The organism is Serratia sp. JSRIV001 (assembly GCF_019968745.1).
GTDB classification, from domain to species: Bacteria; Pseudomonadota; Gammaproteobacteria; order Enterobacterales; family Enterobacteriaceae; genus Chania; species Chania fonticola_B.
On sequence record NZ_CP074147.1, the window covers coordinates 2417211 to 2439742 of the forward strand.

Genomic DNA, 22532 nt, shown 5'->3' on the forward strand with positions numbered 1-22532 from the left:
TTTGATTTAGATCATTTCATTAACAATTTACCTTGACTTATGCCCTTAACAGGCGATTGGTGATTGGTCTAGTCGCTGGGGTTAATTGGTCTGTATGCTGCGATCTGGCATCGGTATATGCTGTTGCGGAGAACCTACTTTTGCAGCAACCAGACGGAATACTTTTATGGCGATAAATCAATATGGTCAGCCGGTGGGCGAACCCTTGGCGCAATGGCATGCCTTGCCACGGCCGCAGGAGGTGACGCTGACGGGCAAATTTTGCCGCCTCGCGATGTTGGACGCCGAGCGGGACTTTGCCGCGCTATTTGCGGCTTACCAGCTTGCGCCAGATGGACGTGACTGGACTTACCTGATGAGGGAGCGGCCTGAAAGCCCGCAGGAACTGCGTGCGCATCTGGAAAACCTGCAGGCCAACCCGGCATTGGTGAATCTGGTGGTGTTCGATTTAGCCACCGATCTGCCCGTCGGCACGGTGGCCTTTATGCGGATTGAAGAGGCTAGCGGCGTGTTGGAAATTGGCCACGTCTGTTGGTCACCGCTGATGAAGCAGCGCTCCTGCGCCACCGAGGCGATTTACCTGATGTTGCGCCACACCTTTGACGAGTTGGGCTATCGCCGTTGTGAATGGAAATGCGATAGCCTGAATGCGCCTTCTAGGCAGGCGGCACTTCGCTTTGGTTTCCACTACGAAGGGCGTTTTATGCAGGCATTGGTCATCAAGGGCCGCAACCGGGATACCGACTGGTTCGCCATGATCGACCAAAACTGGCCGCAGATGCGTAGTGCGTTCGAAGGTTGGCTGGCTGACGAAAATTTTGGCTCCGATGGCCAGCAGATACAGCGTTTGCAGGCGTTTATGCCTTGATATGTAGGGGGCGAACATGTGCATGTTCGCCCCTATGTAGCTTACTGTTCGCTCAGCGCCGCTTTATTTCTTACCTGTTTAGCCTCGAAGCGTGAAATCCACCACCAGGCCAGTGCCGAGAATACCGCGGTCATACAGACGTTGATAAAGAAGGCTTTCATCAGATCGACCCCCGGCGGGAATGCCGACGCCGTCATGCTGACCACAAAGATGGTGATCAGCACCGAAACCACGCTCATGCCAAACTTGCGCGATCCCATGCGGAACTCGCGCGGCGTATCGTCATGCTTCCAGCGGAACACGAAGTAGGCCACCATGATAAAGATCGGCGGCAGCATCGCCGTACCCGCCGTCAGGTTGATCGCGGTGTTCATCATCTGCTGCACCGATTCGGAACCAAAACCGTTAACCACCAACATCACGAACACGAAGGCAAATTGCCACCATGCAGCACGTACCGGAACGCCATGCTTGTTCAGCTCGGTGGTTTTCTGGCCGTAAACGCCTTTCGGGATCTCAGAGAAGTGGATCTTCACTGGCGCAGAGGTCCACATCATCATCGAACCAAAAATGGCGATGAACAGCACGATACCCACCAGGCGGCCTACCAGCGTTTCTGAAATGCCGAAGTACTTGGCCATCCCGGTGAATATTTCCACCATGCCGCCCGCGTAGGTCAGGTTTTCACGCGCGACAAACACGTTAACCAGCAGGGAACCGACGGCATACATCCCGCCGATAACCGCACCGGCAATGATAATCACCTTGATAAACGACTTTTGGCCCCCTTTGACGTCATTGAGGTAGGCCGCTGCCGTTTCCGCACCGCCAGCCGCCTGGAAGATCCAGCACATGATACCCAACGTTGCCCAGTTCACCGTCGGCGTCATCGCCTCCAGCGTGATCGGTTGCGCCGGGACGTGATCGCCGCTCAGCGCCATCAGCGCGCCCAGCACGTAAATCGCAAACAGGGCAAACACCCCATAGGCGACGACTTCGGCAATCTTGCCCAGCCAACTGGCCCCCTTGGTGGAAATATGGGTGGTGGCGGCAAACAGGACGATCGAGATAATCGAAACCATCACCGGGGAAAAGGCGTATTCGCGGCCCATAATGGCGTACGACGCATAGGCAATCACGTTAGGCAGCAATGATACAAACCAGAACAGGTTGACGAACCAATACAGGAACGACCCCATATAGGCTGCTCGGGTGCCCAGAGGCTGTTTTAGCCAATCGTACATTCCCGACTCTGAGTTCTTATTGGCGGAAACAAACTCCGCGATAATAAACACAAAGGGAATGAAGTAGACCAGGGTTGCAAACAAAAATACCGGGGCTGAACTCAAGCCCAGTTCAATGTTGTTGTTGACGATATTGCGTACGTTGAACACCGCCGCAAAGGTCATCGACAACAGGGCAAACTTGCCAATCGTGCCACGTAAAGAATCGGACATAGCGTCCTCCGATGAACGACATCAATGATGAACTCAATCTGGATTGAGCGGGAGTGATTTCCCGCCCGCTTCGTTTCATAGCCAGCAGGATCACTTGTTCAACATGTAGCCATCCTCAATGGTGACCCGCAGCACCACTTTTCTTACCCGGTTATCGCCGTGGAAGCGGTAGGCTTCCTGGTTGTCAAAAATCGCCAGTTGCCCGGCACGTAATTCACAGGTTTGCCCGGTGCCTTGCAGATATTCGCGGTCGGTTTCATCGCGGTAGGCCTCAACGGGGGAAAGGGTGGATTTTTTCGCGAACTCTACCGTTTCGCCGCCCTCGAGGTAGTAATGGATGGTGAAATAACGACGATTGCCTTCAAAGGTCGAGCGATTGCGGGTGACGCCGTCTTCAATCATATAAACCAGCGTATCGCCGATGGAGTGCATCACGCCGTCTTTGATATTGGCAATGTTGTCAATGGCTTCCACACAACGGTTCCATTTACGGCCGTCACGGTAAACCACTTTGAATTGCTCCAGGTTGTCTAATACGTGCATGGATCAGGCCTCGTTGGTGGTTGGAGTGAAGAAGTCGTTGGCAAAGTCATGGTTGGCCAGCGCCTGGGCGCTGACGTCACCGGCTTGCAGTGGCATCAGGGTCAGGCCATAGCGGAAGGGCGCCATGTAAACTCGGTAGGAGTCGAGGACTTCGCTGCCCCAGGAGTTGGAACCCAGGCCCATCACCTGGTGGTCAAGGTTGAGGGTGATATAACCGCTCGGTTGCAGCTCATTGGTGTGCTGCGACTGATGCAGGTTCTGGCTGGTGTACTGCCAGGCGCTGAAGTTGATCGGTTGCTGCGGTTTGACCAGCAGGCCGGTACCGTGGCGATTGGTGAGCGCGGCCCAGCGCACATGCTGGCGGTTACCGTTGTTTTGTGGGAACGGATAGTGTTCAAACATCTCGGCCACCGTAGTCTGGTAGATATCGATCAGGTTGGCCTGCTGGCTGTCCTGATAGTTTTCTTCCGGGCCGCGACCATAGTAGTTCACCCGTTCAAAGCCGCCGTTAATGCCGACATCCAGCCCGATGGCCGGGATCACGTACGGGTAATCGCCATAACGCTCGCCGCTGAGTTCCACGTTGAGCTGGCCTTCGGCATTGATCTGGTAGCGGTAGCAACAGCGCATGCCGAAGTCGAAGACCGGCGGGGCGATGATGCTGGTGACGGTGATTTCAACGCGGCTATCGGCCTGAACGACGTCCAATGTACGGAAGTGCTCTTGCATGATTTGCAGATGAGCGGGTTCCCACAGGCCCTGATACTCCTGTTTATGGTTATCGATCATCGGTTTGAAGAAGCTTAACGTCGGAGCAGAGGCGATGATTTCTTCCCCGTTGCTCATCCAGGAGGTCAGCTTGCCGTTCACCTTGGAGAAGGTCAGCGTAAAGTCCTGGCCGCTGATGCTGTACGCCAGGCGGCTTTCTGCTACCCGTAGTGGCAGGGCATTGAGGTTGGTATAGGCTTCTGCCTGCGCAGTATTCTCTTTGAGCTGGAACTGGTACACCGCGATTTCGTGATTGGCCGGGCTGTATAGAGTGCTGGAGTTCTTGCGCACGGTGAAGTTCACAAAGGCTTCGCGCTCATCCAGTGCAGGCAGCTCAAGGCGGATCTCCCGTGAAGAGTTGGCCGCCAGATCTTTCAGCCGCAGAGACCGCGTTGCCAGCGTTTCCCCTTCTGCGCGGATCTCGGCGGTGAGGGTGTAGTCATCCAGATTGGTAAACCACAGCTTGTTTTCAACCAGGAAGGTGCCAAGGCGAGCCTCAAGCGCGCGGATCTTCACTGGCGCAATAACCTGCTTGTACTCCCTCAGGCCCGGCCCAGGCCTTTGATCCGGGAAGATCAACCCGTCCATGCAGAAGTTGTAGTTGTTCGGATAGTCGCCGAAGTCGCCACCGTATTTGTAAAACGCCTGGCCTTGCTCATCGTGCGCCAGAATGCCGTGATCGCACCATTCCCAAACGTAGTGGCCCTGAATATGATCGTGCTGGTAAAACACGTTCTGATATTCCGTCAGGCCGCCGGGGCCATTGCCCATGGCGTGCGCGTATTCACAGATGATGCGTGGTTTGGCGTGCGGGTGTTCACCAAACTCGTTCATCAATGGCGCGCGGGTATACATGGTGGAGATGATATCCACCACCTCGGCGTCGCGGTCTTCTTCATAATGTACCAGGCGGGTATCATCGATGGCCTTGGTGGCGTGGTACATCGCGTGGATGTTGCAACCGTAGCCGGACTCATTGCCCAACGACCACATCACGATCGACGGATGGTTCTTTTGCGCGTGAACGTGACGCACAATGCGATCCACGAACACCGTTTCCCAGGCCGGATCGTTGGTGATGCGGCTCAGGTCGCCCACGTTGGCAAAGCCGTGGGTTTCGACGTCGGTTTCGGCCATGACGAACAGCCCGTAAATGTCGCACAGTTCATAAAAGCGCGGGTCGTTAGGGTAATGGGCGGTACGTACCGAGTTGATATTGTGCTGTTTCATCAGGATCAGATCTTTTTCGACGCGATCCATGCCTACCGCACGGCCTTTCAGATGGTCGTTATCATGGCGGTTGACGCCGTGCAGCATCACATACTGGTTGTTGATGTAGAACAGTCCATCACGCACCTTGATATCGCGGAACCCGACGCGTTGAGGTATCACCTCCAGCACGGTGCCGCTTTGGTCTTTAAGCGTGATAAACAGCTGATAGAGATAAGGGTTTTCCGCTGACCACTGGATTGGATTTGCCAGATTGATAGCAAAATGGGTCTGGGTTTGCGCGCCGAGACTCTGCTGTACCAGCAGGTTATCGTTATCAAACAGGGCATATTCAATCACGTAGTCCGCTAGCGGTGTCCCCGATAGGTTTTCGATCTCCAGTTCGCAAGACAGGGTCGCGCTTTGGTAGTCGGCGGCAAAATCGGTGCGAACGGTCAGATCCTGCACGTGAACCGGCTCTTTCCCCACCAGATAGACATCGCGGAAGATGCCAGCTGTCCACCACATATCCTGATCTTCAATGTAGGTCGAGTCCGCCCACTGCATGACGCGCACGGCCAGCAGGTTTTCCCCTGAGTGCACGTAACCGGAGATATCAAATTCGGCGGTCAGGCGGCTGCCCTTGCTGAAGCCCACATACTGGCCGTTGACGTACACTTCAAAATAGGTCTCAACACCGTCAAATTTGATGATGGTCTGCTTTCCGTTCCACTGTTCGCTCAGCGTAAAACTACGTTGGTAAGCACCGGTTGGGTTGTCTGTGGGGACGAAAGGCACATCGATCGGGAAGGGGAAGCCTTCGTCGGTATATTGCAGAATGCCATGGCCTTCCATTTGCCACATGCTGGGCACCGTGATCTGGCCCCAGTCAGTCATCCTTTGTGAATAAAACTCTTCGGGCACCCGCAGCGGGTTGGTGAAGTAGTTAAAGCTCCATTGGCCGCTGAGCGCTATAAAGTGGCTGCTGAGGGCGCGCTGAAAGGTTTGGGCACGCTTGAGTGAGTCATATGAGAAGAAGTAGGCGCGGGGTGCCATTCGGTTCTCATGCAGGTGTTGAAAGTTTTCCCAATTATTCACGTCATCTCTCCTGGTCTGAATGCTGTAGGCCGCAGTCTTGGCATGGAATGCGTCAATGCTTGGAATGATTTTAGTAAAACATTTACTAAAATATAGCCGATAATTTGTTTTGCTTTAACTCGATCACGCTTTATGTTCATGGCGCTGGTGGATCTGTGATCGGGTTAAAGAAATGGCTGATTGGTGTGGTAGGCGGAGAGAAGTGGCATAAATTGGTGGGTTTTGAGGTAAAAAAGCCCGTAATTATTAGTGTTTTTTACTAATAACAGGGCGTTTGGATGCGGGATTGGTGCTTTAACGGGCGCAGCATGCGGCGCCCCAACATGGCGAGACTTGAGCGGTCAGTTACTTGGTGGTTTCACGCAGCTTTAACTTGCTTGGCACGTAGACCTGCAGCGGCAGGGCGCGGCCATCACGGAACTTCTCCAGCAGCAGGTTGACCCCTTGGATCCCCATCATTTCCGAGTGGATACGCACGGTAGAAAGAGGTGGGAAGGTAAAACGCGCGGTCGGGATATCGTTCACGCTGATCAGGGCGATGTCCTGTGGGATTTTCAATCCCAACTCATGAATGCTGCGCAGCACCCCAATGGCAATGGAGTCTGAGGCGACAAACAGCGCGGTAGGATAATCCGCGGTAGCCAGCATTTTTTTCGCCAACTCATAACCAGAGGCGCTAGAGAAGTCACCACGATAGATATCTTGCTCACGGACCACGCCTTTCAGCCGCCCATATTCTACAAAGGCCGCTTCGCGGATATCCGCTTTATTCGGCTCATCGGCTCCGCCGATAAAACCGATGCGTTTGGCCCCGTGCTCAATAAAGAAGTCGATAATCTCTTTGCTGATCCTTGCCAGATCGATATCCACCGAGTCGTATTCGGAACCGGGCTCGTTAAAATCAATAAAGCAGATGTTGTCGGTTAACGCCGCTGCCTTACGCAGGGTCTCAGGCGTGGGTTTGCTGACGATCAGTACGCCGGTGATCTTCTTCAGGTCCGGTAGCTGGTTATTTTTATAGCAGTTGGTGAGTTCAATCCCCAACCTCTCGCACTGGGTTTCGATGCCGTGACGGATGGAAAGGTAATAAGGATCGTTGATTTCCATCTCTTGCTTATAGCTGTATAGCGCCAGCACGTGGTGCTGTACCACCGCGTTAGTCAGATGCTTTTTGGCACTGCTGGTCTTGTATTCGAGCTTTTCGGCAATTTCCAGAATGCGATGCTTGGTCTCTTCTTTGACGTTGAGCGTGGGATCGTCATTCAAAACCCGGGAGACCGTCGCTAATGAAACTCCTGCTTCGGCCGCGATATCTTTCAGCGTTGCCATATCTATCCTTATCTCACAGCCTGAACGGCAAACTTCGTTATCTGGCATTGTAAGTGATGTCGGCGAACTTTCATCAGTTTTTAGTAAAAAATAAGGGTTGTGTGATTTACGGGTTCAGTCTTTAAGGGCCGAAGGCCTGAAATCAATACCTTCAGGCCGTACTGTCAATAATACCTGGTTGGATAGCTTTTTAAACTGCTATGATTGATACTCATTAGCTTGATTTCTTTGCATTAATCGACGCGAGAAACCGTATGAAGCCTAAATCTGTCACGCTGAATGACGTCGCCGAGTATTCTGGAGTGTCGTACCAAACCGTGTCGCGGGTATTAAATCGTGCTGAACACGTTTCGGATAAAACCCGCGCGAAGGTTGAGCAGGCCATGGCTGCGCTGAATTACGTACCAAACCGTGTCGCGCAGCAACTTGCAGGCAAACAGAGTTTTACGCTGGGGCTGGCGACTACAGAACTAGCTCTGCACGCACCTTCTCAAATCGCGTCGGCAATTAAAACGCAGGCAAACCAGATGGGATTTAACGTGGTGATTTCCATGGTGGAAGATCTTAGCGTTCATGCCTGTCGCACTGCGATAAATGAGCTGTTGTCGCAAAGGGTAGATGGATTGCTGATTAATGTTTCGCTCTGCGCTGAAGATGCTCACGCAATTGAACAAGTTTGTAGCGAGGTGCCTGCGCTGTTTTTGGACGTCGACCCTGATTCTGATGTCTCCAGCATTCTGTTTGATCCCTATGAGGGGGCTCGTCAAGGGGTAGAACATGTCGTTGCTCTTGGGCATCGTGATATAGCACTGATTACCGGGCCGCTGGTCTCGATTTCGGCGCGTTTGCGCTATCAGGGGTGGCTGACGACCTTAGCAGAGCATCAGCTGAAGCCTTGTTCGGTGCTCCATGGCGATTGGAGTGCGGCTTCCGGTTATCAGCTTGCCGGGCAGATCCTGAGCTTGCCAAAACACCCTACGGCGATATTGGTTGCTAACGATCAAATGGCGTTAGGGGTGCTGCGTGCGCTGCAGGAATATGGGTTGCACATTCCGGTGCAAATGTCGGTAGTGGGGTACGATGATACTGAAGACAGTGCTTATTATTACCCACCGCTGACCACCATTAAGCAGGACTTTCGGATGTTAGGGCAGGAAAGCGTTAAACGCCTGGTTCAGTGTCTGGAAGATCGACATGTGCCTCATGCCGGTTCTTTGCGTCTGACGACTAGTCTGGTGCAAAGGCATACAACGGCGGCTATAAATCAGGATAAGGTATCGCTGCAATCGTTGTCTCAGGAGTTGCTGCGTATCGCACGTCAAATCTCCGCGCTTGAGGGCAAATAGCCGCTAACGTCAGGGATCGGTTGCGATCCCTGAGCTTAATTTGTGACCGACCTCGCTTTCCCAAGTATATTTGCTTTACACCCCTACGCGCATTGTTCATTTTATTGTTAATTGTGAGCGTATAACATTTAGGGGGGAAGCATGAACTCATCTCAAACAGGGAAATCACTCAGCGCTGTTTTATCTCGTCGAGACTGGGAAAATCCTGCCTGTACGCAATACCGTCGCCTACCCGCGCATCCGCCATTTCAAAGTTGGCGCAATGAGCAAGATGCAAGAGAAGATAGGGCTTCAGCTCAGTCTGCTTCGTTAAATGGCACCTGGAAGTTTAGCTATTTTAGTCAGCCAGAAAGGGTGCCGGAGACCTGGCTACAGAGCGACCTGGACAACGCTGATGAAATACAGGTGCCGTCAAACTGGCAATTGGCTGGCTACGATGCACCGATTTACACCAACGTTACCTATCCGATCCCGGTTAATCCGCCTTTCGTCCCGGCAGAAAACCCCACAGGATGTTATTCGCTCACATTCAATGTCGATGAGGGGTGGTTAGCACAGGGACAAACCCGAATTATTTTCGACGGTGTCAATTCTGCGTTTTATCTGTGGTGCAATGGTCACTGGGTTGGCTATTCACAAGACAGCCGTTTACCTGCCGAATTCGATCTCAGCGACATTTTGGTTGCAGGGGAAAACCGGCTGGCGGTGATGGTATTACGCTGGTGCGACGGCAGTTATCTGGAAGACCAGGATATGTGGCGCATGAGCGGGATTTTCCGCGATGTCAGCCTGTTGCATAAACCCGCCACTCATCTGAGCGATATCTCTATTACCACGCCATTAAGCGACAGTTTCCGCCGAGGGGAACTGGTGGTAGAGGTGCGAGCTCATCAGCCACAACAACACCGGGTGCAGGTGCAACTGTGGCGTGAAGATGCCCTGATCGGCGAACAAACGCAGGCCTTTGGCAGCGAGATCATCGATGAGCGCGGCGCTTATGATGAGCGTACGACCCTGCGCCTGCCGGTGGATCAACCCGCCTTGTGGAGTGCGGAGAACCCGGCACTGTATCGTGCCGTGGTCAAGTTGCTCTCCCCAACGGGTGAACTGGTGGAGGCTGAAGCCTATGACGTGGGTTTCCGCCAGGTTGAAATCAGCAACGGCTTACTGAAGCTTAACGGACAGCCGCTATTGATACGTGGCACCAACCGCCATGAGCACCATCCTGAGCAGGGTCAGGTCATGGATGAAGCCACTATGCGTCAGGATATCCTGCTGATGAAGCAGCATAATTTTAATGCCGTGCGCTGTTCCCATTATCCGAACCACCCGCTGTGGTACAAGCTGTGCGATCGCTACGGCCTGTACGTCGTGGATGAGGCGAACATTGAAACGCATGGCATGCAGCCGATGAACCGGCTGTCGAACGATCCGCTCTGGCTGCCTGCCATGAGCGAGCGTGTTACGCGCATGGTACAACGCGATCGCAACCATGCCTGCATCATCATCTGGTCTCTGGGCAACGAGTCCGGTCATGGCAGCAACCATGATGCGCTTTATCGCTGGGTGAAAAGCCAGGATCCTACTCGTCCAGTGCAGTATGAAGGCGGCGGTGCCAATTCGGCGGCAACGGATATTGTGTGCCCCATGTATGCCCGTGTCGACCAGGATCAGCCTTTCCCGGCAGTACCCAAATGGTCGATCAAGAAGTGGATCGGTATGCCCGATGAAAACCGCCCACTGATCCTGTGTGAGTATGCTCATGCGATGGGTAACAGCTTTGGTGGCTTTGATCGCTACTGGCAGGCTTTTCGTAAACATCCGCGACTCCAGGGGGGCTTTGTTTGGGACTGGGTCGATCAGGCACTGAATCGCACAGATGACAGCGGCCAAACCCATTGGGCCTACGGCGGCGACTTCGGTGATACGCCTAACGACCGCCAATTTTGTCTGAACGGGCTGGTATTCCCCGATCGCAGCCCGCACCCGGCACTGTTTGAAGCGCAGCGTGCCCAGCAGTTTTTCCAGTTCCAACTGCTCGAACAGCAGCCGTTAACGATTGAAGTGAACAGTGAGTATTTATTCCGTACCAGCGATAACGAGCGGCTTTATTGGAATGTAGCCTTGGACGGGAAAGCTATTGCACAGGGAGAGGCTGAACTGTCATTAGCGGCGCAGGGGACACAGAAAATCGTATTGGGTGATATTCCCGAACTGAAAGAGAGCGGTGAACTGTGGTTGAACGTGGAGGTTCGCCAAATCAAGGCAACAGCATGGTCTGAAGAGCATCATCGTTGTGCCTGGGACCAGTGGCGTTTACCTCGACCATTAACCTTACCAATGGATCACAATGACGCTCAGGCGCAGTCACCTCGGTTAAACGAGCATAATGACGCTTTCAGCATTGAGTGGGGTACACAGCGCTGGCAGTTCAATAGGCAAACTGGTTTGCTTGAGCAGTGGTGGCAGGATGAAAACGCCGCTCTGTTGACGCCGTTACGCGACAACTTTACCCGTGCACCGCTTGATAATGACATTGGTGTGAGCGATGCCGCTCACATCGATCCTAATGCATGGGTAGAACGTTGGAAGAGAGCGGGTATGTACGCGCTAGAAACGCGCTTACTGCAATGTGAAGCCGATTCGATTTCACAAGGCGTGCAGATCCGCACGGCCCATGCTTATGCCTACCAAAACAGCATCATGTTCATCAGCCGCAAGACCTATTTGATCGACTGCCAGGGTAAACTGCAGATTGATGTCAATGTTGATGTAGCCTACGGAATTCCAGCACCGGCGCGGATTGGCTTGAGCTGCCAGTTGGCGGAGGTTGCCGAACAAGCAACGTGGCTGGGGTTAGGCCCACACGAAAACTACCCTGACCGCCAGCTTTCCGCTCAGCTTGGGCGGTGGACGTTACCGCTTTCTGAGCTACAGACGCCATACATTTTCCCTACGGAGAATGGATTGCGTTGCAATACTCGCCAACTGAAATTTGGTCGTTGGCGGTGGCAGGGGGATTTCCACTTTGGCCTGAGCCAATATAGTCAGCAACAATTAGCGGATACCTCGCATAACCATTTGTTGCGCCCGGAGCAGGGGGTTTGGGTCAATATAGATGGTTTCCACATGGGGATCGGCGGCGATGATTCATGGAGCCCGAGTGTGAGCCCGGATTTTATCCTGGATGCTGAGCACTATAACTATAAGCTGGTTTGGCAGTACGGTGAATAATACTTATTTATCATGGGATGGATTCTTGGTCGCACTTGTTTACTCCAGTCACAGGGTTATCTATGTGACTGGGGTAGTGGGTTTAGCACCTCCCTACAACCCGACTTTTTATAATACAGAAAAACATCCATCATCCTACCTGATGAATATATAAATAATATCGCGTACCTGAGTATGGACTCAAACGCGCTTGGGTTTTGCACAAGGAGTTCGCATGTACTATTTAAAAAATACCAACTTCTGGATGTTTGGGCTGTTTTTCTTCTTCTATTTCTTCATCATGGGGGCCTACTTCCCATTCTTCCCTATCTGGTTGCATGACATCAATCAGGTCAGTAAAAGCGATACCGGCATTATATTTGCCAGCATATCCTTCTTCTCATTACTGTTTCAGCCGATATTTGGCCTGCTGTCAGATAAACTGGGGTTAAGAAAACACTTGCTGTGGATAATTACGGGGATGCTGATATTATTCGCACCGTTCTTTATCTATGTTTTCGGTCCGCTATTACGCACTAATATTGTCTTGGGTTCCATTGCTGGCGGGATTTACCTTGGTTTTATTTATAACGGGGGTGCACCAGCCATTGAGGCGTATATAGAGAAGGTAAGCCGCCGCAGCGCGTTTGAATTTGGCCGAGCACGCTTATTTGGCTGTGTGGGCTGGGCGTTGTGTGCCTCGGTAGTCGGCATTATGTTCACCATCAACAACGAATTTGTATTCTGGCTCGGTTCTGGCTGTGCCGTGATCTTGGCGATCCTGCTACTTATCGCCAAGCCTGAAGCCGGTAGTTCCGCCGAGGTTGCTGACAAATTGGGCGCTAACAGTAAGCCGTTTAATTTACGCTTGGCGTTCGAATTATTGAAAGACTCTAAACTGTGGTTTTTAGCCCTGTATGTGGTAGGCGTTTCCTGTACCTATGATGTGTTTGATCAGCAATTCGCCAACTTCTTCACCTCGTTCTTCTCATCAAGCGAACAAGGTACGCGTGTTTTTGGTTATGTCACCACCATGGGAGAGTTACTGAATGCGTCAATCATGTTCTTTGCCCCGCTCATTGTTAACCGCATCGGTGGGAAGAATGCGCTGTTGCTCGCGGGGCTCATCATGTCGATACGTATTATCGGCTCTTCATTTGCGTCTACACCGGTAGAAGTGGTTATTCTGAAAACCTTGCATATGTTTGAAATTCCGTTCCTGATCGTTGGCTGTTTTAAATATATCACTTCGGTATTTGAGGTGCGCTTCTCTGCCACTATTTATCTGGTTTGTTTCTGTTTCTTTAAACAATTAGCGATTATGTTCATGTCGGTCTTTGCCGGGAATATGTATGAAAAAGTCGGCTTCCACGGAACCTACCTTATTCTGGGGCTTATTGCGCTATCGTTTACTCTGATATCAGTCTTCACTTTGTCGGGACGTGGGCCGCTGTCAGCGTTTAAACCTGAACCAGAAGCCGTAAGGAATATGGCATAGTCAACGACAAGGATAATACGATGATGACGCAACGGGAAAAGTTAGCCAGTGGGTGTTTATACACTGATATGGATGAAGGTATGGCAGAAGAGCGCCTGCGCGGAAAAGAATTGGTTTATGACTTTAATCATACACGGCCTTCAGAGCAAAAAAAACGTGAAGCGCTGATCCGTCAACTGATGGGGAGCGTCGGCAAGAACGTTTGGATTGAGCCGCCACTGCATGTTGCTTATGGTAGCCAGATCGCTATTGGTGATAACTTTTACGCCAACTTTAATCTGGTTGTGGTGGATGACGGTAAGGTGCTGATTGGCGACAACGTGATGATTGCGCCGAATGTCACGATATCTACCACGGGGCACCCGGTGGATCCTGCGGTGCGTATTACCGGCCAGCAGTTTTCTTTACCCGTCACCATTGAAGATAATGTCTGGATTGGTAGTGGGGTCATCATTAACCCTGGTATTACCATCGGTCGTAACAGCGTTATTGGTGCAGGAAGCGTGGTGACCAGGGATGTACCTGCAGACGTGGTCGCTGCGGGTGTTCCCTGCCGTGTACTAAGACCCATCGGTGAGCACGATCGAGTTTTCTACCATAAAGGGCGGCGTTTCACAGATAGCTCACTATAAACGGCAGGGCTTGTTATTTCATAGGGGGGCAGATTCAGCTCGGTTAAAGTTAACCCGCCCTTGGGCGGGTAACTAAAGAGCCTCTAAAGCTGCAAGGGAAGGCGCTTACTTCAGCTCGTCAACCATGGTGGTGGCGCGGCCAATGTAGTTAGCTGGCGTCATGGCTTTCAGGCGGGTTTTCTCGTCTTCCGGTAGTTCCAGGCTATCGATAAAGGTTTGCATACCGGCTGCATCCACGCGCTTGCCACGGGTCAGCTCTTTCAGCTTCTCATATGGCTTTTCGATACCGTAGCGGCGCATCACGGTCTGGATCGGCTCGGCCAGCACTTCCCAGTTGTGATCCAGCTCGTCCAGCAGGTGTGCGCGGTTCACTTCCAGCTTGCTGATGCCTTTCATGGTGGCCTGATAGGCAATCAGCGCATAGCCCAGGCCCACGCCCAGGTTACGCAGCACGGTGGAGTCCGTCAGGTCACGCTGCCAGCGGGAAACCGGCAGTTTGCTAGCCAGATGGCCCAGTACCGCGTTAGCCAGGCCCAGGTTGCCTTCGGAGTTCTCGAAGTCAATCGGGTTAACCTTGTGCGGCATGGTGGAAGAACCGATCTCACCGGCAATGGTTTTTTGCTTGAAGTGGTTCAGGGCGATGTAACCCCAGATATCACGATCGAAGTCGATCAGGATGGTGTTGAAACGTGCCACGCAGTCGAACAGCTCGGCGATATAGTCATGCGGCTCGATCTGCGTGGTGTACGGGTTCCAGGTCACTCCCAGCGAGGTGACAAACTCTTCGCTGAAACGGTGCCAGTCCACTTCTGGATAGGCCACGATGTGGGCATTGTAGTTACCTACTGCGCCGTTGATTTTACCGAGGATCTCAACGCGCTCTAACTGGCGATATTGACGCTCCATCCGGTAGGCCACGTTGGCAAACTCTTTACCTACGGTAGACGGGGTAGCGGGTTGGCCATGGGTACGTGACAGCAGCGGAATATCACGATATTCCAGCGCCAGCCCTTTGATGGACTCGATGATTTTGCGCCAGTGTGGCAACACCACATCCTGACGCGCAGTGTGCAGCATCAACGCATGGGACAGGTTGTTGATGTCTTCAGAAGTACAGGCGAAGTGGATAAACTCAGACACGGCGTGCAGAGCAGGTACTGATTCCACTTTTTCTTTCAGGAAGTATTCCACCGCTTTAACGTCGTGGTTGGTGGTGCGCTCGATGGTCTTGATGCGCTGGGCGTCTTCTTCACTGAATTCTGCGACGATCTTATCAAGGTAAGCGTTTGCGTCGGCGTCAAAAGCGGGAACTTCTTTGATCTCTGCGCAAGCGGCCAGTTTTTGCAGCCAACGTACTTCAACCTGCACGCGGAATTTCAGCAAGCCATACTCGCTGAAAATGGTGCGCAGTGCGCTGACTTTATCACCGTAGCGTCCATCAATGGGGGAAACGGCGGTCAGTGAGGATAATTCCATCGGTAGCAACTCCTGGGAAGTTTAACAATGAGCAACGATATTTTGCGCCTGCTTGAGCAGACGATTACGGGAAAACATTAACTGCAGGCGGCTACCGCCAACCTGCTGCCACAGCACGGCGGCACGGATACCGGCGAGCAGGGTGGCACGAACCTTGGCCTGCACCTGCGGATTTTGCAGGATGGCGGGTGAACCTGTTACCTGGATGCGCGGCCCCAATGGCGCTACAACATCGACATAGATACCGGCCAGGGCGCTGATGATGGTATCTGAACCCAGTTCATAATGCGCCAACTGACGCTCCAACTGGCTCAACCGCTCGCCGAGCGTATTCATCGCCGTTTTGTTGGCGTTCAGCTTGCGCTCCAGCACCATCAGGCTGATGGTGTAGCGGGTCAGCTCGGCGGCCGGGCCTTTGTTATTGGCGTTGAGTACGCCAATCAAGGTTTCCAGCCCCATCTTCAGGTTACGCTCTTCGCCGCCGAACACCGCCAGGGTAGAAGGGGGATCCATCTGCAACAGGCTGTTGAGTGAGGTATGGAAGGCTTCGCCATCCATTTGCCCTTCGTGCGCCAACTGCTGTACCAGACGGGCCGCTTGGCTAATCCCGGCCATGGCCAGCGTGATGTCGTAATAATTCTTCGCCACGGTTACTCCTGTATACGCTGTTCAATAATGCCGCCGCCCAGGCAGATATCACCCTGATAGAACACGGCGGACTGGCCTGGGGTGACGGCTGCGACCGGCTCGTCGAAGCGGACTTCGATGCGCTCGGCGTCTAGCGGCGTCACGGTGCAGGGAATATCCTGCTGGCGATAACGGGTTTTAACCGTACAGCGCAGAGGTTGTGTCAACGGCAGGCGATCGACCCAATGCAACTGCTGGGCGATCAGGCCGATAGACATCAGGCGCGGATGTTCGTGGCCTTGAGCGACCACCAGAATATTGTTGGCGACGTCTTTATCTACTACGTACCACGGATCTTCGCTGCTGTCTTTCATACCGCCTATGCCCAAGCCTTTGCGTTGGCCGAGGGTGTGGTACATCAAGCCCTGGTGCTCGCCGATGGTTTGGCCGTCGACGCTAACAATCGGGCCTGGCTGTGCTGGCAGATAGCGGCCCAGGAAGTCGCGGAATTTACGTTCGCCGATAAAGCAGATGCCGGTAGAGTCTTTTTTCTTGGCGGTAACCAGTTCCAGTTGCTCCGCAATGCGGCGGACCTCTGGCTTTTCCAACTCACCGACCGGGAACAGGCTTTGCGCGACCTGCTCGTGGCTCAGTGTATACAGGAAATAGCTCTGGTCTTTGTTACCGTCGACGCCGCGCAGCAGGCGGCTTTTGCCGTCCACGTCCTGGCGGCGGACATAGTGACCGGTAGCGATAAAATCCGCCCCCAGATCTTCAGCCGCAAACTCCAGGAACGCTTTGAATTTGATTTCTTTATTGCACAGGATATCCGGGTTAGGGGTACGGCCCGCCTTGTACTCTTCAAGGAACAGCTCGAACACGTTGTCCCAGTACTCCGCCGCGAAGTTCACCGTATGCAGCTCGATGCCCAGCTTGTCGCAGACGGCTTGTGCATCGGCCAAATCGGTGGCGGCCGAGCAGTATTCCTCGTCGTCGTCTTCTTCCCAGTTCTTCATGAACAACCCAGCGACCTGATAGCCCTGTTGTTGTAACAGATAGGCGGTAACGGAAGAGTCGACGCCGCCGGACATTCCGACGATCACTTTTTTCTGGCTGTTGTCTGACATGGGGATCTCACGAACTTGAACACGTACTGTGCGATAAAAAAACAAGCGCAGGATTTTACCACGTTGGCCGCCTGCGCGCACGGCCCTTATTTGCCGTTAAAGCGGCCAGTTAAAGCTGGCAACCAGCGACAACGGGTAGCGTTCCGGCTGCTGATAACAACGGATCGTCTCAGCCACCAGCGGTGAACGCAGGTTTTCAGCCTCCAGGATCTGCTCGGCGGTCAGCCACAGGCAGCAGTCTATATCATCGTCTTGCGGCTCGGTGGGCAGCGGCTGCTCCAGCTCAATCACAAAGCAGAAGCGCAGAAACGGCGTGCGGTCTGGCGCGATCCACTGATGCATCCGCAGAAAAGACTGCGGCTTGGCACGGATGCCGGTTTCTTCCCACAGTTCGCGCTCGGCGGCCTGGACCAGCGTTTCATCCGCTTCGAGATGGCCTGCCGGTTGATTCCACAGGGCTTTACCGTTGATGGTTTCTTCGACCACCAAAAACTTACCGGCGGCATGAACCACGCAGGCAACGGTGACGTGCGGCTTAAACATGGCGGTTCCTTATAGTGAATCGACGGTCTGCCATTCCCCAGGTTGCAAGCCCCCCAGAGAAAGATTGCCCATACTGTAACGAATCAGGCGCAGGGTAGGGAAGCCGATATGTGCCGTCATGCGACGCACCTGGCGGTTTCGGCCCTCGTAGAGCGTGATTTTCAGCCAACTGGTGGGGATGGTCTTGCGTTCGCGGATCGGTGGATTGCGCGGCCATAGCCATTCTGGCTCTTCAACCCGTTCCGCTCCGGCGGGCAGGGTTGGCCCATCGTTCAGCGTCACGCCAAGGCGCAATGCGGCCAGATCGCTCTCCTGGGGTTCGCCTTCCACCTGCACATAATAAATCTTACCGGTGCGTTTGCCGGGCTGGGTTAGCTGTGCCTGTAGCTTGCCGTCGTTGGTCAGCACCAGTAAGCCTTCGCTGTCGCGATCGAGCCTTCCTGCGGCATAAACATCGCTGAAAGGAATGAATTTTTTCAGAGTGACGCGGCCTGCTTCGTCGGTAAACTGTGGTAACACATCAAAGGGTTTGTTGAAGATGACCACTCGCCGCGGCGCCTGGGATTTCTGGCGTGCTGCGGGTTTACTGCGGCTGAATCGTTTAACTTGGTGATTTTTAACAGAGAATTTAGTCATGGTCTTTGAGATTTCGAATGATAAGCGCATTATAGCCTAATCCGTTTCGGATTGGCGCGAGCTGAATATTCAAGTAGTATTGACACGCATCTTACAAAGCATTAACAAAAATTGCGCTTGAAGACAGAAAGGAGAGGTTGATGGAAAGCAAAGTAGTTGTTCCGGCAGAAGGTAAAAAGATTACGGTTGATGCCCAGGGTAAACTGGTTGTTCCGCATAACCCTATCATCCCGTTCATCGAAGGTGACGGTATTGGCGTTGACGTGACTCCTGCCATGATCCACGTGGTGGATGCAGCGGTTAAAAAGGCCTACCACGGCGAACGTAAAATCTCCTGGATGGAAATCTATACCGGTGAAAAATCCACCCACGTTTACGGGAAAGACGTGTGGCTGCCGGAAGAAACACTGGAACTTATTCGTGACTACCGCGTAGCGATCAAAGGCCCACTGACTACGCCAGTGGGTGGCGGTATTCGTTCTCTGAACGTGGCACTACGCCAGCAGCTCGATCTGTACGTGTGTCTGCGCCCGGTGCGTTATTATCAGGGCACACCAAGCCCGGTTAAGCAGCCAGAGCTGACCGATATGGTGATCTTCCGTGAAAACGCCGAAGACATCTACGCCGGTATTGAATGGAAAGCGGGTTCTGCAGAAGCGGACAAAGTGATCAAGTTCCTGCGCGACGAAATGGGCGTGAAGAAGATCCGTTTCCCAGAGCAGTGCGGTATTGGCGTTAAGCCTTGTTCCGAAGAAGGCACCAAGCGCCTGGTTCGTGCGGCTATCGAATATGCTATCACCAACGATCGTGATTCAGTGACGCTGGTTCACAAAGGCAACATCATGAAGTTCACCGAAGGTGCCTTCAAGGATTGGGGCTACGAACTGGCACGTGAAGAGTTCGGTGGTGAATTGATCGACGGCGGCCCATGGCTGAAAATCAAGAACCCGAACACCGGTAAAGAGATCGTGGTTAAAGACGTGATCGCCGACGCCTTCCTGCAGCAAATCCTGCTGCGCCCGGCAGAATACGACGTGATCGCCTGTATGAACCTGAACGGTGACTACATCTCCGACGCCCTGGCCGCTCAGGTTGGTGGTATCGGTATCGCCCCTGGTGCCAACATCGGTTCCGATTGTGCGCTGTTTGAAGCCACCCACGGTACTGCGCCTAAGTATGCTGGCCAGGACAAAGTGAACCCAGGTTCCATCATCCTGTCCGCTGAGATGATGCTGCGTCATATGGGCTGGTTCGAAGCTGCTGACCTGATCGTTAAGGGCATGGAAGGCGCTATCGCTGCCAAGACCGTGACTTACGATTTCGAACGTCTGATGGAAGGCGCTAAGCTGCTGAAATGTTCAGAGTTTGGCGACGCCATCGTTAAACACATGTAATTGTGATTTAGCGTTAAATGATAACGGGAGCTTATGGCTCCCGTCTGTTTTTCCCCCTCCAAAAATTCTTCTGCAAAACCCCTGCAAAACTCTTCTGCAAAACTGTACGAAATGTGAGCTCTTTTCGCTATCAATTATTTCTAGTAAAAACGTGATTGCATTAATACTAAACACATAAGTAGTGTGATAGTTTTACGGAATCATTAGAACAGGGAATATAAAGATGGCGAAAGCAATTGAATCAGTGCTCAGTAAAGCGCAAATTGAGTCATTAAAAATTAACGATTTTATCTTCCATATCATCCAGACTGATGGAGATGATGAAAAAACTATTTTTTTGGATTCAGTAAAACTTGCTAAAGCTCAAGAGGAATTTTTTCTAAGCAGACTTAAAGAGTGCGCAAAAGGTAGCCAATTTTTATTTGTTGATGATGTTGATAGCTTGGCAAGCAAATGTGATAATTTAACGAAAGATGCTACCAAGTTTGTAGAAATTTCACGTGATATAACACGTAGTTTTGCTAAGTTACATGTGGGATCGTCTTCAGATGGCCTCTTTGTTGTATCTGTAGTGTCGTATCTCAGTAGCCCCAATGATTATAAAAAACTTCTATTTCTCGTTAAACTCGATAAAAGTGCGACGCTAACGTACTCGTATGTTGAGGAGGATGGAAAGAGAATTGCTGTGATCAATGAGGTTCCCAATGCTCTTAGTGAGAGTAAGCAGTCAGTGCAAAAAAGCGCCTTGATTGATCTGTCAGGTACCCATAAATGGAATGTGCTAGCCTATGATCGGGTTAGCCCCACGTTAACTGATTATTTTAGATCTTTCCTCGGCGTTACTGAGAGGCAAACAGCTTCAGTGCTTACGAAGGAAGCCCATAGAGCAGTTAGGGCTTGGGCTCGGCAAGTGCCTGCTGAGTTGCTCCCTGAAGGTGAAGATGCCAACACTATGATTGGCCGCTCCTTTAGTTTCTTCACTGCGCATGAACATTTTGATACTGAAGCATTTATCGCTGCTGTTGTAAGACATGATGATGCTAAAATTAATGAAACTCTATCAAATGAGCTGTATGAAAAGTTGGCTAGCGCGGGCGTTGCTGGCCAACGGTTCGCATCAAAACCTGAGTCAATAAGTAGAAGAGAGAAAAAACAAATCTACGAGACATCAGAAGGTGTAATAATTACATTTGAAGGTGATGCGGCAGCTGCCGGCATACAGCGCCGGAAGTTGGACAATGGGAAGGAAATAATTACCATTGAAACTAATAGGGTGGAAACGAAGGTGAAATAGCATGAATAGCATTGTAGGTATGATCAAACAAATCAACGAACTAGTTCAACATTCCAATGTTGTAACAGAAGAAAGCTATCGCTTAACTTTGAAGGGGGAGAGCGTTACAGACAAAATCGCTCAGTTATGTGAGGAGCTTGGGCGGCTTAGTACTGAGCTTGGAATGTCCTGTCCCACTATGACGGTCAATGGTTCATCTGTAGATCCAGATGAAGTTTTGGATTTCGTCGGTGTATTGGATAGTTCTTGGTCAATATTGATTAGTAAAAACCTACTTGCCGAAAAGTTGAAAATTGAGGGTGAGCTTGATTCAAAGAATATTTTATTTATGTCTGAGCAACGAGCTTTAGAATGGGTTAAGGAAATAGACCCCTTCGCAGCTCCAATTAGTGATCTAGAACCACGTTTCAACGAAAAAACTTTTATTTGGGTATTTGGGCTTGATCAGCCTTTTGGTGGGAATTGTATAAGTGTAATTCCAGTTAAAGACTATAAAAAAGAAGAAGGCCAAGAGGATACTCCTACACTACCCAACTCAACTCAGGTTTCTGAATTGGTGAAGGTTTCTTCTGATGTTCTTTTGAAAATAAGACCAAATACCTACCTGATGACTTGGGGAGACATACAAAGCACGTTGGCAAAAGCTTTTATTGCATTGAGTGTAAGAAACCTTATTGCATGTATGGCATTCGAATTAAAGAAATTTGATGATTACTATGCTGTTTCATTCAAAGGTACAAAATTAGTTACTAAAGTTTTAGATAAGTTAATTGATGTGGACTGCGTTGAGCTTCAAAAGAGACTTGTTAAGACTGTAGTTTGGACTTATAAAGAACGAGCGGAAACTCGCTTGCAATTAATTATGGATGTGCTTTCATTAAATATTGAGATAGAGCAATCCGTCTTTAAAGGGGTTTTTGTCAACATTGATGAAGCATTGCAACAAGCGCAGGATAGCTATGCATTTGTAATCCTTGATAGAAAAGATGCATATCATAAAGAAATGAGAGAGTTATTAAAAGATATGCGCTCTCAGGCTGACATGTATGCTTCAAAAGTTAGAGATTTAATATCTAATATAACGAGGGATATTCTAGGCATCCTTGCCTTTGTTGGTTTTTCATTTTTGAGTAAGTTTGATAAAAAAAATTTACTGGAGTTACTTGATAGCCATGAACTCGCCATTCTAGTGAAGTTTCTAGCGGGATATTTGCTCTTGTCTTGTGTTCTTCAAATATCCGCGCATTGGAGGGATTCTGTTTTAAGCTCAAGAGAGAGCGAGCGTTGGCTTAAGGTTCTTCAGCGTTACACATCTAGGGAAGAGAATGGCGCTAACTTTCTCAAACCTATAAATACCAGAAAAACCACTCTTTATATTTCATTTGGTATCATGGTATTAGTTTATGCAGCTTTGTTTTTTGCAACTTGGAATCTGCCATCCCTGGCAAAATTTTTATTGTTTTGATTTTTAGAC

Annotated in this window: 17 protein-coding genes; 8 read left to right on the forward strand and 9 right to left on the reverse strand. The window is 51.4% G+C overall.

Going from position 1 to position 22532, the window contains the following annotated elements; translation table 11 throughout:
- Positions 1 to 166: 166 nt before the first annotated feature.
- Positions 167 to 868, forward strand: coding sequence for a GNAT family N-acetyltransferase (locus tag KGP17_RS10945; protein WP_223499296.1), 702 nt, complete (start codon positions 167 to 169; stop codon positions 866 to 868).
- 41 nt (positions 869 to 909) lie between these two features.
- Here KGP17_RS10945 and KGP17_RS10950 read toward each other — a convergent pair whose 3' ends face one another.
- The 4 genes from KGP17_RS10950 to ebgR form a co-directional block, all read right to left on the reverse strand.
- Entirely contained in the window at positions 910 to 2325 is a 1416-nt protein-coding gene (locus KGP17_RS10950) for an amino acid permease (protein WP_021804679.1), read from the reverse strand.
- Between the two features lie 90 nt (positions 2326 to 2415).
- Positions 2416 to 2868: a beta-galactosidase subunit beta gene (locus KGP17_RS10955; protein ID WP_059200577.1), complete on the reverse strand. Its 453-nt coding sequence runs from the start codon at positions 2866 to 2868 to the stop codon at positions 2416 to 2418.
- 3 nt (positions 2869 to 2871) lie between these two features.
- Complete coding sequence (gene ebgA / locus KGP17_RS10960; RefSeq protein ID WP_223499297.1) at positions 2872 to 5943, reverse strand: beta-galactosidase subunit alpha; 3072 nt, start codon at positions 5941 to 5943, stop codon at positions 2872 to 2874.
- Between the two features lie 345 nt (positions 5944 to 6288).
- Complete coding sequence (ebgR, locus tag KGP17_RS10965) at positions 6289 to 7272, reverse strand: transcriptional regulator EbgR (protein WP_094981836.1); 984 nt, start codon at positions 7270 to 7272, stop codon at positions 6289 to 6291.
- Positions 7273 to 7526: 254 nt separating this feature from the next.
- Between ebgR and KGP17_RS10970 the strand changes: the two genes are divergently transcribed.
- The 4 genes from KGP17_RS10970 (at position 7527) to KGP17_RS10985 (ending at position 13961) form a co-directional block, all read left to right on the forward strand.
- A complete protein-coding gene (locus KGP17_RS10970; protein ID WP_223499298.1) occupies positions 7527 to 8618 on the forward strand; it encodes a LacI family DNA-binding transcriptional regulator in 1092 nt (363 codons plus the stop codon).
- Positions 8619 to 8759: 141 nt separating this feature from the next.
- The gene (locus KGP17_RS10975; protein WP_223499299.1) at positions 8760 to 11852 is read left to right on the forward strand and encodes a beta-galactosidase; all 3093 of its coding nucleotides are present in this window, start codon (positions 8760 to 8762) and stop codon (positions 11850 to 11852) included.
- Positions 11853 to 12066: 214 nt separating this feature from the next.
- Entirely contained in the window at positions 12067 to 13329 is a 1263-nt protein-coding gene (locus KGP17_RS10980; RefSeq protein ID WP_223499300.1) for an MFS transporter, read from the forward strand.
- 23 nt (positions 13330 to 13352) lie between these two features.
- A complete protein-coding gene (locus KGP17_RS10985; protein ID WP_223499635.1) occupies positions 13353 to 13961 on the forward strand; it encodes a maltose acetyltransferase domain-containing protein in 609 nt (202 codons plus the stop codon).
- 105 nt (positions 13962 to 14066) lie between these two features.
- Here the strand turns inward: KGP17_RS10985 and purB are convergent, their stop codons facing one another.
- The 5 genes from purB to rluE form a co-directional block, all read right to left on the reverse strand.
- Entirely contained in the window at positions 14067 to 15437 is a 1371-nt protein-coding gene (purB, locus tag KGP17_RS10990) for an adenylosuccinate lyase (RefSeq protein ID WP_021804671.1), read from the reverse strand.
- A 21-nt stretch (positions 15438 to 15458) separates the two neighbouring features.
- Positions 15459 to 16085: a high frequency lysogenization protein HflD gene (gene hflD / locus KGP17_RS10995; RefSeq protein WP_021804670.1), complete on the reverse strand. Its 627-nt coding sequence runs from the start codon at positions 16083 to 16085 to the stop codon at positions 15459 to 15461.
- Positions 16086 to 16087: 2 nt separating this feature from the next.
- Positions 16088 to 17191, reverse strand: coding sequence for a tRNA 2-thiouridine(34) synthase MnmA (gene mnmA, locus KGP17_RS11000; protein ID WP_021178255.1), 1104 nt, complete (start codon positions 17189 to 17191; stop codon positions 16088 to 16090).
- Between the two features lie 96 nt (positions 17192 to 17287).
- Positions 17288 to 17734: an NUDIX hydrolase gene (locus tag KGP17_RS11005; protein WP_115158390.1), complete on the reverse strand. Its 447-nt coding sequence runs from the start codon at positions 17732 to 17734 to the stop codon at positions 17288 to 17290.
- A gap of 9 nt (positions 17735 to 17743) precedes the next feature.
- On the reverse strand, positions 17744 to 18370 hold the full coding sequence (gene rluE / locus KGP17_RS11010; RefSeq protein WP_037374930.1) for a 23S rRNA pseudouridine(2457) synthase RluE: 627 nt from the start codon (positions 18368 to 18370) through the stop codon (positions 17744 to 17746).
- A gap of 140 nt (positions 18371 to 18510) precedes the next feature.
- Between rluE and icd the strand changes: the two genes are divergently transcribed.
- From icd to KGP17_RS11025, 3 genes are all read left to right on the forward strand, one after another.
- Complete coding sequence (gene icd / locus KGP17_RS11015) at positions 18511 to 19764, forward strand: NADP-dependent isocitrate dehydrogenase (RefSeq protein WP_021804667.1); 1254 nt, start codon at positions 18511 to 18513, stop codon at positions 19762 to 19764.
- Positions 19765 to 19987: 223 nt separating this feature from the next.
- Positions 19988 to 21058, forward strand: a complete 1071-nt coding sequence (locus KGP17_RS11020; RefSeq protein WP_223499301.1) for a nucleoid-associated protein — start codon at positions 19988 to 19990, stop codon at positions 21056 to 21058.
- Between the two features lies 1 nt (position 21059).
- Positions 21060 to 22523 (forward strand): hypothetical protein, encoded by a 1464-nt coding sequence (locus tag KGP17_RS11025; protein WP_223499302.1) that lies wholly within the window; start codon positions 21060 to 21062, stop codon positions 22521 to 22523.
- Positions 22524 to 22532: the final 9 nt, after the last annotated feature.